This window comes from Priestia sp. TGN 0903, assembly GCF_050846855.1.
GTDB lineage: Bacteria > Bacillota > Bacilli > Bacillales > Bacillaceae_H > Priestia > Priestia zanthoxyli.
This window is the reverse complement of the sequence record NZ_JBOZGL010000017.1, coordinates 1-13,267: the sequence shown is the minus strand read 5'-3', so window position 1 is coordinate 13,267 and position 13,267 is coordinate 1. Positions and strand designations below refer to the sequence as shown.

Here is a 13,267-nt window from a genome sequence, read left to right as displayed (position 1 = left end):
TTTACACACCTCTCTTTCCAGTGCCTGTTATGAGCATCATAACGGCCATCGCAATAATTAAAAAGACAGCAATTGTGGCTCCCATGCCCCAATCCTGCGTCACTAAAAAATGTTGTTCAATCGCCGTTCCCAGTGTAATGACGCGGTTTCCAGCAATTAAACGCGTAATCATAAAGAGTGACAGTGCTGGAATAAAAACAGCCTGACAACCTGATTTAACCCCTTCTAGCGTTAGCGGAAATACCACGCGCTTAAATGTCACCCATGAAGATGCCCCCAAGTCTCGCGAAGCGTAGATAAGCGAGGGATTAAGTTCTTCTAAAGAGTTAAAGATCGGCAAAATCATAAAGGGGATAAAAATATACACTGATACAAATACAAAACTAAAGTCAGTAAATAAAATTTGATGAGTACCAAATCCCAGAAATTCAGTAAATTTATTAACCGTACCGTACGTGCCGAATATGCCTAAAAAAGCATAAGCTTTTAATAATAGGTTAATCCACGTCGGTAAAATAATCAGTAGAAGCCAAAGCTGCTTATGCTTAAGCTTCGTTAGTAAATAAGCTGTTGGATAAGAAAAAACCAAGGAAAATAACGTAATTAAAAAGGCATACCAAAATGAGCTCAGCGTCATCTGTAAATAAACAGGGGTAAAAAATTTCTTATAGTTTTCAAGCGTCAGCTCATTATCAATGCTGAAAAAAGAATAATAGACAACTAATACAATGGGAGCAACTACAAAAAGCAAAATCCATAACACATACGGGACTAAATAAATATTTCTTGATTTAGTTTGCATGGTAATCCTCTTCATAACCTTCGAGTCGCTTATCGAATTCTTCTTCCGTTTCATTAAATCGCATAACGTGAATAGCTTCAGGTTCAAAATATAAACCAATTTCTTCGCCAACCGTTGCCTTTTTTGTAGAGTGGACGAGCCACTCATTCCCTGCATGGTCATAGCCTAAAATTTCATAATGGACTCCTCTAAACAGCTGTGAATCTACACGAACCTGCAGCTTTCCTTGATCGGAGCTTGTAATGGCTAAATCTTCAGGGCGAATCACAATTTCAACCTGCTCATTTCGGTTTAACCCTTGATCGACACATTCAAATTGCTGGCCGCCAAACTCCACTAAAAAGTCAGCAATCATTTTACCTGGTACAATATTTGATTCACCAATAAAATCGGCAACAAAACGATTAATTGGCTCATCATAAATATCTGTAGGTTCCCCGCTCTGCTGAATTCTTCCTTTATTCAAAACAAAGATTTCATCGGACATCGCAAGCGCTTCTTCTTGATCGTGCGTAACAAAAATGAACGTAATACCTAGACGGCGCTGTAATTCTCTTAACTCGTATTGCATTTCCGTACGCAATTTTAGATCAAGAGCTGAAAGCGGCTCGTCCAGCAGAATGACTTCGGGCTGATTTACAATTGCTCGTGCAATGGCTACGCGCTGTCTTTGACCGCCCGACATTTCCTTTATTTCTCTCTTTTCATATCCTTCTAGGTTAACAAAGCGAAGGGCTTCTTTAACTTTTATCCCAATATCAGCATTTTTCATCTTCTTGATTCGAAGACCAAATGCTACATTTTCAAATACATTCAAATGCGGGAAAAGCGCGTAGTCTTGAAAAACCGTATTAACCTGACGTTTGTTAGCCGGGACATCATTAATTCTTTTTCCATTAAAATAAATCGTTCCGCTAGAGGCCTCCGTAAAGCCTGCAATTAATCGTAAAATCGTTGTCTTTCCACATCCCGATGGACCTAAAAGGGTATAAAACTTCCCTTTTTCAATTTCAAAGCTTACATGATCCAATACAACTGAATCATTATCATATTGCTTGGTCACATTTTCAAATTGAATAATTGTATTCGTAGATGTCATTTCACTTCACCTCTTTTGTTCTATAAATAAGACTCTGTCGCCACGATAATTAACTCTGTTATTCCGTCATGAGCATTTAAAATCTGATGTTCTTCAGAAGCTTGAAAATAGATGGTTTCCCCTTGTTTAGCCTCATATATTCTGCCTCCAAGCTTCACCTTCACACACCCGCGCAAAATGTAGCCAAACGTTTCTGAAAGAGAAGGTTCAAATCTCTTAAATGCACCTTTTTCATGAAGAATAAGACGAATTGGCTCCATTTCTTTTTCATTTGATTCATGTACAAGCCACTGAATATGGTAACCTTTTTCATCTTCGCAATAACTCGTGTAGTCTTCCTCTTTATATACAACCTTTTGAACATGCGTATCAATTTCGAAGAATTCTTTCGGTTCGCACCCCAGCACTTCCAAAATACTAAAAAATGTTTCTAAAGACGGCGAACTTAAATCGCGCTCTAGCTGCGAAATATAGCCTTTGCTTAAATCAGTACGTTCTCCTAGCTCTTCTTGTGTTAAGCCTTTTTTTAATCGTAAATTCTTAATTTTCTTTCCTATTTCCATACTCTCGATCCTCAACTGTATTTAAAATTAGCAAACAGCATGAATGATTGTTCATGCTGTTCCAAACTCAAGTTTTGTTTTACTTAACTTAAAGTTTACTTTTAACCTTAAAATATTATACATGAATTATTTTTTAGTACAACCTTAAACACTTAAAAAATAAAAACTCCTTTTATTTAAAAGGAGTTTTTATTTTTATTTATACAACTTATGCGTTTCGTACTGTTTCCCGGATAATGTATCAAACTCAACTTCATGGTAATCTTGAAGGTCTTTTGCAGCTTTATTAGAGAGCGCTGCCGGCTCATCCACTAGCTTTCCTTTTGAGTTTATATACATATTTGAACGAAAAGCCGGCACTTCTGTTTTCATTTGATTCAGCTGATCGTAGAATAGATTACTTTTGTAACCAAGAGATTGAACAAGTGTCGGAGCAATATAAATAGGACTCATCGTACCAAGATTTTTATCTATTTTTGTATCGTAATTAGATAAAAATAAGAGCGGCGTCTCATAAAATTTTCGAGATGTTTGCTGCGTTTTCTCGTTTCCAAAACCCGTTTCTTTGTAAGCTTGAAGGTTTTGTCCAAGTGCTGGCAAATGATCTCCCCAAAATACTACAATGGTCGGCTCATCCAACTTTTGAATTTCATCGTTCAATCGTTTTAAAGCAGCATCTGAACGTTTGATTCCTTCAGCATAAATTTCAATTTCCTTTTGCATTTCTGGTGATAACCCTTTACCGGTTACTTTAATGGTTTCCTGACCATTATACTTATCCGCAGAATAAGGAAGATGATTTGCAATCGTTACAGCATGCACAAATGCAGGCTTTTTCGACTGACGAAGCGTATCGAGTACTTCATCAACTACCGCTTCATCAGAAACAAATTCTTTGTTATCTTTTTGCGTATGCTTCATTTGATCAATAAACTTCACTTGATCAAATCCCAAATTTGGATACACATTTTGTCTCATATAAAGCATGCCGCTGTTTGGATGCATAGCTGTTGTAGCATAGCCTTGTTTTTCTAAATAAGAAACAAAAGACGGATATTCTTTTTTACTCAATACATGCTGATAAGGAAGACCTCCAGGGTTAAAGAAAGACAAAGAGTAGCTCGTCAATGCTTCAAACTCTACATTAGCTGTCTCCCCGCCAAATGAAGGACTTAAAGACCACCCAGAAGGATATTTCTTTTGAAGCTCCCTTGTATTTTTCATTGGATCTTCAGAGAACGTCACGTTAAGCTTTGTTGGGTCCCAAAACGTTTCATTCATTACAAACACAACGTTTGGCTTGACTTCAGTCCTGCTTTCTTGTGTTTTCTCTTCCTTTGACTGAATGCGTTTTGCCACTTTGGCCATTACTTCCTGTGAGTAGTCATCCGGCTCTTGCAGCACATCTGTTTTAACATTTGAAATCATGCCAATAACCGGTCCATTATAGTAATAATTATTTTGCTGATTCCAAGGCATCAGCGCAGCATATTGATCATAATATTTTTGAGCAAACGAGTGTTCAAAGAATAAAAATGATTTCATTAAAAAGATAAGCGGCAGAATCATAATAATTCGAAGAAACCATCGAATTTTAATTTTCGGCAAGAAAAACCAAAGAGCAATCAGTACGACAATAGATCCAATAACTCCTATGACAATAGGAATTGAAATGGAATCTTTAATCATTGGAATAACTTCTTTTAACTGACTCGCCTGAATAAAATCGTTCGGGAACAATGGTTCATTTCGAAAGATTTTTTTATAATAGTTTACAAGAGCTAAAATAAAATACAGAACAAAGGTAATCCCAGCCCCTAAATAAGCTTCCCCTACTAGCATAATGATCGCTAGTGTTAACAGCGAGAGTAAAAAGACCGTAAAAAGATAGCGTTCAGGGTATGCTTGCATCCACTCTATTGTTTTGCCTGGATTATGTATATCAATATGATAGATAACAAAAACCATAGCAGAAACGGCTGCTACCGCAATTGAAAACACAATTGCCGTAAAAATGGCGTACCACTGCGAACCTTGTATTCTCTCTATCTGATTAAATCGAATTAGCAAATAGAAAGTGAGCGCCCATAAAACAAGTGAGCATCCCCCTATTAATACGACGAACCCAGCTGTATGGATTTGGGCCCAGTCAAACAATATCTTTGTGTCATTTGATATATTAAGCATAACAACACTGTATAAAAAAACGCTAAGCAGCCCATACGCCACCAGCATTGGCAAAGAACGATACAAATGTTTAAACATAACCTTAAGCCTCCTATTTACAATATCTTAACACTTTTAATATGATTTTAACATTCCTATCTCTCTCGCTTTCACGCCTAATTTTCCCATGATCATACCACTAACATTTCCCGAGAAATTTCACACGAAAAAAGCCCGCTTTTCTGATGAAAAGACGGGCCTCTTAGCCGTTTTATACGTATGTAAAAATTGCTGTTATGAACGCTCTTTCACTGCTTCTGCTTTTAGCAGATCACGAATTTCTGTTAAGATCTCTTCTTCTTTTGACAGAACAGCCACTTCTTCCTCTACTTTCTCTTCTTCTTTTCTCTTAAAACGATTAAAGAAACGAATAAATAAGAAAATCGAGAATGCAACAATTAAGAAATCAACAATTGTTTGAATAAAAGATCCATATAATACCGTAGCATCTCCAACCGTAAAGGATAAATCTTTAAAGTCTATCCCTGCTAACAACAAACCAATCAGCGGCATAATAATATCATTTACAAGAGACGTGACAATTTTTCCAAATGCAGCTCCAATAATAACACCGACAGCTAAATCTAATACATTTCCTCGCAAAGCAAACTCTTTAAATTCTTTAAGCATCTGTTTGTTCCACCTCCTGCCCTTCATTTCAAACTTTCATGATAATACATCCTAAATTAAACAGACAAGGTGCATTTTCATTTTTCTCTTTTTCATGAGATATGTACCAGACCTTTAGTTGTATTTCTGCCCAGATTTTCACTTTATATTCGCATGTAAAAACGCACTTTCAGTTTTCATTCAGGTAAGGTTCATGTTCAGTCCATTTTTCTTTTATACACTAATAGCATGTAATTCATCAAATATGTAATCGAACAATAGAGGAGATGGCTAGAACGTGAGAAAAATTCTACTGCGAGCAGCGGCTTTGTGTCTCGCAGCTATTATCAGTATTTCTTATACAGCAAGCACGGCGGACGCAAGTGAAAACACAGCAAGTGAAGATTTAATTATTATTAATAAAAAAACAAATCAGCTTGCTTATTTTCATAACGGAAAGTTAGAAAATACGTATTCAGTAGCTACGGGAAAAACATGGAGCGATACGCCGGTAGGCTTTTTCAAGATTGTTAACAAAATTAAAAATCGCCCTTACTATACAGGGCACATTGCAGGAGGCGCTCCCAATAATCCTCTTGGCTCTCGCTGGCTAGGGCTTAATGCAAACGGAACAACCGGCGACACATACGGTATTCATGGGAATAACTCAGAAGCTAGCATTGGCAAATATGTAAGCCACGGCTGCGTACGGATGCACAATGCGGATGTGGAAGAACTATTCGATAAAGTAGCAGTAGGAACATCTGTAACTATTACGTATTCATCAAAAACCTTCGAAGAGCTGGCAAAGGTATATGGCTACGGACAGCTGTGAAAAATAAAAGCTTATCCAAAAAATGTGGATAAGCTTTTATTCTTCTTTATTCCCATATATGAGCTCCGTACTATGTGAATATAGCTCAATAATATTCCCAAACGGATCTTCGCAATAAATTAAGTAATAAGGTTTTCCAGGTCTTGTATTCCATACTTGGCTACGCTTTTTACCGCCTGATTGTTCGATTTTATCCGCTAATTTTTCCACGTCATCGGCTATTAAACACATGTGAAAATAACTTTGATACTGCTCATCGCTGTCTTTTAATACAAGAGGCATTTGCGGCTTATTAAATTCAAACAGTTCAATGCCTACCTGGTTATCAGCTGTCATGTGAGCATTTTTCATTTTTTTAATATGAGACCCTAGTAAATCTTGAGTCATATTTTCAGCTTTTTCTTCCTCCGCATTAAACGTATAAGGACCGGCAATCAGCTTAAAACCTAAAACTTTCCCATACCACTGGACGGCTTCTTCTACATCAGGTACAGCTAATCCAACGTGAGTAATAGCTACCATTTTATCATCCTCCTATACACAAACATTCCCTTTCTACAAAAAGAAAAACAGCCCATTTAAAATGGACTGTTTACACGTATTAGAGTCATTTACGATTTTAAAGCATTATATTGAGCAATGATTTCTTTTGTTAAATTATTACTTGCCTCTAACCCACTGACCTCTTTTAACACATACTCAATACCATACTCATGAATATTCGCTTGAAGCTTCATAGCCTCTTTATCTTCTTGCGGGTCAAATAGAAGCGCAGCAGCGATGGCCTTCGCTAAGTGGGTATAAGAAAGGCCCGCTTTTTTTGCTTCTAGCGCTGGACGAATCAAACGATCCTGAGGTCCAAGCTTGCGAATTGGCGCTCTTCCTACCCGTTTAACTGAATCATTTAAATGAGGATTCTTAAAGCGCTCAATAATTTTTACGATGTAGGCTTCGTGTTCCTCTCTATCTAAGTCATATCTTTTAATTAGATAGTCTCCTGTTTCTCGTAGCGTTTGCTGTACTTGTTGGTAAATATCTGAATCTCTTAACGTTTGATCAATCGTTTCTTTTCCTTTTAAATAACCAAAATATGCAATCACCGCATGTCCTGTATTTACTGTAAATAGCTTTCTTTCAATAAAAGGAGCAAGGTCAGGCACAATCGTCATTCCTTCTACAAAAGGAATATTTTCAGGTGCCTCTACTACCCATTCATAATAGGATTCTACTAAAACATCAAGCGAACCTTGGTTGTGTTGAAGAGGTACGATACGATCTACAGCTGAATTGAAGAAAAAGACCTTATTTACCATATGAGCTTTTGTCTCTTCATCCAGCGCATCAAAAATATAGCCTTTTAATAAATCTGTCGCAGAGATTTGATTTTCACATGCAATAATATATACCTTTTCGTCGCTTGTTTTCACACGCTCAGCCAAACCTTTAGCAATTAAAGGAGCAATGCGAGGCAGAACGTTCGGTCCGATGGCTGTCGTAATGTACGTTGCTTCTTTAATCGCTTTAATGACTGCTTGTTCTTGCGTCAGATTATTTAAACCAGATACGTTTTGAACAGCTAATGTCTCTGGGTGCTCTGCTGCTGTTATTACGTTATACCCTTCATCTGTGTTTAACTGATTAATAATCTTTTCAGCAATATCTACGAATGTAACGTGATAGTTGCTTTGAGAAAATAATGCCCCAATAAATCCTCGCCCAATATTACCTGCTCCAAAATGAACTGCTTGTTTCACAAAAATCATTCCTTTATCAAATTATTTCGAAGGTACTCATGAAACGTATCCTCTAGCCTTTTGCGAATTATCTCTTCGTTCGAAGACGAAAAAACCATCATTGCTTCATGATCTTCAATTAAACTTGTACTAATTAAACTTAAGATTTCTTGCTGTACTTCACTTAACTCCTCAGGTGCTAGCATTAATAGAAGGTTACGCGCCTGCATGTTTGTTCCGTCCATACCTTTAACTGTGCAAGGCTGCTCTAAATGTGAAACTTGAAAAATCAGCTCTTTCACGTGATGTTCACGGCAATGGAACAGTGCCATACTCGTTTGCGGAATACCTAAACCGCCTTTGTTTTCTCGTTCCTTAAGCTGATCAATAACGCAGCTGGCATTGGTTATTAAACGTTCTTTTTCAGCTGCTTTTACTACGTGCGAAATCACTTGATCATGACTCACTGCATCCGAAAATCGATACATTCTAAGGTTTTGAAGAATTGATTCGATACTTCCATGCACATCTTTAATTTGCTTCATCGTTTCCTCAAAAGACGGTTTTTGTGTAGAGACGGTCTTATTTTTATATTGGAACGAACGATAGCCCTTATCTTTGGTTAACTTTTGAATGTTTTTCTGTAAAAAATTCTGAACGGACTGAATATCCTCTTCGGTTAAGAGTGGATTGACTAAAATGTAATCGACATTTAAAAAAGGAAGTCTGACTGTTGAAATCACTACGTCATACCCTTCAAGCGCCGCTTCTTTGATTTCTTTTACCGACTTAATGACAACTGAATTAATCTCCGGAATCTCTTTACGAATACGGCTAGCTAACATTTTCGAAGTGCCGATTCCAGTTGGACAGACAATCAGTGCCTGAATTTCCATGACTTCTTCTTTTAGCACTAGCGTTGAACCGAAATGCAAAACAAGATATGCCACTTCATCATCTGGAAAAACTAAATCCGGCAGCTCTTGATCGATACTGTTTCTCACAGCCATAAATAAAACAGGATACTTTTTCTTAATCTCTTCCGTTAATGGATTAAAAAGCTCCATTTTTTGCTTAAGACGAAAAATTGCCGGTTCCATATGAGCAAGCAGCCCTTGGTAAAGGGAAAAATCACCGGTCAAGTCGGTGTTAAGCTGAACAGAAACATGAGAAATCATATTCTTAATAATCTGCCCAACCACTACGCTGTCGTAATATACGTCTCTAGTAGTTTGGAACTTAGCTGCACGCAGCCGTACTGCTAAGAAATGAATATCTTTTTCCGTGAAAGAAAGAGAAAATACCCGTTCAATTTCGCGGCAAATATCCTTCATTAAGAACAGTTCACTCGCCAGCTCTTCCGTTTGGCCGCCGTCGTCTTCTAGATACATTTGCTTTTTCGTTCGCTGTATCATAATGCAAATATGAACAATGAGCCCTATATAATCGCTGTCAGCCAGCTTAGAATGATGCTGATTAATCGCTTGATGTACAATTCGGTCTACTTCTGCTAAATAATTCGGATAAAAATAATGCAAAATCGTTTCATCCGTATGCTGGTGATTTTCTACTAGAAACAAACATTCAATTAACTCTTCATTAAAGTGGACAAGAAAATAATTGGCTAATGCGTTCCGTTTATTGGCTTCAGTAGCTTGAACCTCTACTCCGACCCCTCTCTTTCGATGAAGGAAAACGTCAAATGTGGTTAACCACTCTGTTAATTCATCTAGATAAGCAGTTAGTGTAGTAATACTTACTTCTAAGTCTTTAGCCAGCGTTTGTAATTTAAATGAATCTCCTTCTTCTAGAAGAAGAATTAAAAGAATTAATTTTCTTTCCTGTGGAGACTGATCCGTCGTTTTAATCTTCATCAGCTCTTGGATAAGACGAAAAATTTGTTCATTTTTACCTTCAATCATTAGTCCTTCATCTTGTGTACGAATCAGCTTTAAATCAAATTTTTTAAGTATTGATTCAATTGCCTTCAAATCTCGGTGAACGGTTCTTACACTTACATTCAAAAAAGTAGCAAGTGTAAGTGCTGTATGCTTTCCTGCCGTTTTAATAATTAACTCAATGATTGATTTTTCTCTTGAAGTAATAAACAAGAACATCAACTCTTTTCTTATTTATAAACAAAGGATAAAAAGGCATCCTCATGCCTTTCTATCCCGTTAGTTACTTTGAATAATAGCCATTAATTCTTTAGCTGATTTGGCATGAACCATCTTTTCAATATTGTTCATATCAGAACATGTAATCGCGATACCAGATAAAATTTCTAAATGGGTGCCGTCTTTTCCGGCAATTCCGAAAATCAAACGAACTTTCTCACCATCAAAATCAACGCCTTCTGGAACTTGAATTACTGTAAAACCTGATCTTAAAACGTTCTTTTTCGCTTCTTCGGTACCGTGCGGAATCGCTACGTCATTTCCCATATAAGTAGAAGTCATATTGTCTCGCTCAATCATCGCTTCAACATAGTTTTCTTCTACATATCCGCCTTTTACTAACACACTTCCTGCAAATCGAATTGCTTCTTCCTTAGAAGAAAAGTGCTGATTCAAGAAAACGTTTTCTTCTTTTAATAAACCATCATTACTATCTGTATAGTTTTCTGCAGATACGTTCTTTTCTTCTTCCGCCTTAGAAGTAGTATGATCATTTTTTAGTTGATCAATTAGTTTGTCATATTCCGGGCTAGATAGAAAGTTATCCACCGAGATATGATACGCATCTGGAACTTTGTTTTGAGCTCTTGGCGTTAGCTCTTCCTGTGTAATAACGATTTGAGCATCACTTGGAATATTACTGATAGCTGTATTTGTTACCGAAATATTTAAATCTGCTTGTTTAACTTTCTTGCGAAGAAGAGAGGCGCCCATTGCACTCGATCCCATACCTGCGTCACAGGCAAAAACAATTTTTTGAACGCTTGCTGGTACGTCGCCTTGCTGTTTTGTAAAGCTTCCTGCTACAGAGCTCTTCTTGCCCTTCATCTCTTGCATTTTGCGAGCTGCTTCGTCCAAATCTTCTGTTTGCTTGCCCGTTTTTAAAATTAACGAACCTACAATAAACGATACGACGACTGCAACAAGAACACCTGAGATATTTGCAACATAGCTGCCTGCATTACCTGGTGTAGCAGCTAAAATAGCCAAAATACTTCCTGGTGAAGCAACGGCTTGTAAGCCTCCTCCTAAAAGAACAAATGTAAATACTCCGCTCATTCCTCCTAAAATAGCCGCAATGATTAGAAGAGGACGCATTAAAACGTAAGGGAAGTAAATTTCGTGAATTCCGCCAATAAAATGAATGATGGCCGCTCCCGGTGCTGACTGTTTTGCTGTTCCTTTTCCAAAGAAGCAATACGCTAACAGAATTCCTAATCCCGGACCAGGATTTGTTTCTAATAACAATAGAATGGACTGTCCGTTTGTTCGAATTTGTTCTGCTCCAATCGGAGATAAAATGCCGTGATTAATGGCATTGTTTAAGAATAAAATTTTAGCTGGTTCAATTAAAATACTTGTAAGAGGAAGAAGGCCATGTGCAACCATCCAATCTACACCCACTACAAGGGCACCTGTAAATCCGTCCACAGCTGGGCTAACTCCTAAAAAGGCTAGAATCGCTAGAATTCCTCCAAGAATACCTGCTGAGAAATTATTAATTAACATCTCAAATCCTGTTTTGACTTTACCTTCAATAAACTGGTCAAACTTCTTGATGATATAACCGCCCAGCGGCCCCATAATCATAGCGCCTAGAAACATCGGAATATCAGATCCAACAATGACGCCCATGGTCGCGATAGCACCTACAACGCCTCCGCGCTGATCGTGTACAAGCTTTCCTCCTGTGTAGCCGATTAGCAGCGGAAGCAAATATTTGACCATTGGATCCACTAGTTTGGTAAGGCTTTCATTTGGAAAAAAGCCTGTTGGAATAAATAAAGCAGTAATAAGTCCCCATGCAATAAATGCTCCGATATTTGGCATAACCATTGAACTTAGAAAGTTCCCAAATTTTTGTACAGCTACTTTTATATTAGATTGAGCCATTTGCTCTCTTCCTTTCTCTACGTGATGATACTTTAATCGTAAGAGATTAAACGCTTTCATTCAATGAATAGGAAAACTAACTTTGTCGTACCACAGACGGACAAAGCTTTTAATTACATAAAAAAGCAGCTGAATTACACGAATTCAGCTGCTTTCTAACTTAATATTTATCTAATTCACTTACAGGAGATTGAATAATAACTGGATTTTTCTCTGGATTTAACCATTTTAAAATAGAGACAACTTGTTCTTTAGAAGTGGCCGTACATCCTGCTGTATAATTTGTTCCTACATGAAAGAAGATTGCACTTCCCTTTCCTGGGGTTCTAGATTCATTATAATTAATGACAAACCCATAATCATAAGCCGGGATATCCATGTTCTCAGCGCTCGTCCAGCGGCCATTCGCTGGCTTTTGCTGCCACGTATTATACAGAGAGCTTTTTGAATCGTCTACCCACACATCATTTGATGTAATCTTTCGATATGGAAGCTTAGTTCCAGGATTTGCATAGCGTCCGAATGCTGTGCCAATTGTATATTTCCCTGTCGGAGACTCCATATCTCCTTCTTTTTTCGCTAAAGCGAATCCTTTTTGTCCAAGTACACCGTTCGCAGTTAAAACTTGCTTCCATTTTCCATCAACTTTTTCAAATGTTTGAATTTTAGCAGACTTCGTATCGTAGTTATCTGCTGTAACCAAGATGACTTGCTGAGCGTTGCCTAACGTTTTAAAAGAATCGACTACGAGCTTTGGAGACGCTGTAGCTGAAGCCTGTACATAGTCACTGCTTACATAGCCTGTGCGGCCGTTATAGTTAATTTTGTACCAGCTTCCGCTTTTGCTCACCACAGACAGCTTCTGGCCTTTTGTCACACTTCCTATAGAGGCATAGTTGGTGCCTGCTCCGCTTCTTACGTTCAGCGTGCTCGCCGTTACTGTGTACGTTGTGCTTTCTGCTGGTGGCGTTGTTGGGGCCGTTGTTGTTCCCGATGCTTGTACATAATCGCTGCTTACGTAGCCCGTGCGGCCGTTGTAGTTGATTTTGTACCAGCTTCCGCTTTTGCTCATCACAGACAGCTTCTGGCCTTTTGTCACACTTCCTATGGATGCATAATTGGTGCCCGCTCCGCTTCTTACATTCAGCGTGCTTGCCGTTACTGTATACGTTGTGCTTTCTGCTGGTGGCGCTGTTGTTCCTGATGACTGTACATAATCGCTGCTTACGTAGCCCGTGCGGCCGTTGTAGTTAATTTTGTACCAGCTTCCGCTTTTGCTCATCACAGACAGCTTCTGGCCTTTTGTCACACTTCCTATGGATGCATAATT

The 13,267-nt window shown here is 38.0% G+C and carries 11 protein-coding genes; 1 reads left to right on the top strand and 10 read right to left on the bottom strand.

The features are described from left to right. Position 1: 1 nt before the first annotated feature. The 5 genes from ACRPLY_RS25740 to mscL form a co-directional block, all read right to left on the bottom strand. A complete protein-coding gene (locus ACRPLY_RS25740; protein ID WP_028411894.1) occupies positions 2-802 on the bottom strand; it encodes an ABC transporter permease in 801 nt (266 codons plus the stop codon). Beyond that, complete coding sequence (locus ACRPLY_RS25735; RefSeq protein ID WP_028411895.1) at positions 792-1,901, bottom strand: ABC transporter ATP-binding protein; 1,110 nt, start codon at positions 1,899-1,901, stop codon at positions 792-794. The genes ACRPLY_RS25740 and ACRPLY_RS25735 overlap by 11 nt, the downstream gene beginning before the upstream one ends. A 20-nt stretch (positions 1,902-1,921) precedes the next feature. Beyond that, positions 1,922-2,464 carry a helix-turn-helix domain-containing protein gene (locus tag ACRPLY_RS25730; protein WP_028411896.1) on the bottom strand — a complete coding sequence of 181 codons (543 nt, stop codon included), beginning with the start codon at positions 2,462-2,464 and terminating at the stop codon, positions 1,922-1,924. A gap of 195 nt (positions 2,465-2,659) precedes the next feature. Continuing rightward, positions 2,660-4,729, bottom strand: a complete 2,070-nt coding sequence (locus tag ACRPLY_RS25725) for an LTA synthase family protein (RefSeq protein ID WP_367077746.1) — start codon at positions 4,727-4,729, stop codon at positions 2,660-2,662. A 195-nt stretch (positions 4,730-4,924) separates the two neighbouring features. After that, positions 4,925-5,320, bottom strand: a complete 396-nt coding sequence (gene mscL / locus ACRPLY_RS25720; protein WP_028411898.1) for a large conductance mechanosensitive channel protein MscL — start codon at positions 5,318-5,320, stop codon at positions 4,925-4,927. A gap of 277 nt (positions 5,321-5,597) precedes the next feature. Here mscL and ACRPLY_RS25715 point away from each other — a divergent pair, with 277 nt between their 5' ends. Beyond that, a complete protein-coding gene (locus tag ACRPLY_RS25715) occupies positions 5,598-6,134 on the top strand; it encodes a L,D-transpeptidase (RefSeq protein WP_243495298.1) in 537 nt (178 codons plus the stop codon). Positions 6,135-6,170: 36 nt separating this feature from the next. Here ACRPLY_RS25715 and ACRPLY_RS25710 read toward each other — a convergent pair whose 3' ends face one another. The 5 genes from ACRPLY_RS25710 to ACRPLY_RS25690 all read right to left on the bottom strand — a co-directional run. Continuing rightward, complete coding sequence (locus ACRPLY_RS25710) at positions 6,171-6,656, bottom strand: VOC family protein (protein WP_325077477.1); 486 nt, start codon at positions 6,654-6,656, stop codon at positions 6,171-6,173. An 89-nt stretch (positions 6,657-6,745) separates the two neighbouring features. Continuing rightward, positions 6,746-7,888 carry a mannitol-1-phosphate 5-dehydrogenase gene (locus ACRPLY_RS25705; RefSeq protein WP_028411901.1) on the bottom strand — a complete coding sequence of 381 codons (1,143 nt, stop codon included), beginning with the start codon at positions 7,886-7,888 and terminating at the stop codon, positions 6,746-6,748. 5 nt (positions 7,889-7,893) lie between these two features. Next, a complete protein-coding gene (locus ACRPLY_RS25700) occupies positions 7,894-9,984 on the bottom strand; it encodes a BglG family transcription antiterminator (protein WP_034327256.1) in 2,091 nt (696 codons plus the stop codon). Positions 9,985-10,044: 60 nt separating this feature from the next. Continuing rightward, positions 10,045-11,937, bottom strand: a complete 1,893-nt coding sequence (locus tag ACRPLY_RS25695) for a PTS mannitol transporter subunit IICBA (protein ID WP_325077478.1) — start codon at positions 11,935-11,937, stop codon at positions 10,045-10,047. 160 nt (positions 11,938-12,097) lie between these two features. Continuing rightward, positions 12,098-13,267, bottom strand: a 1,170-nt coding sequence (locus ACRPLY_RS25690; RefSeq protein ID WP_432232170.1) for an SH3 domain-containing protein, incomplete at its 5' end; no start/stop codon positions are given.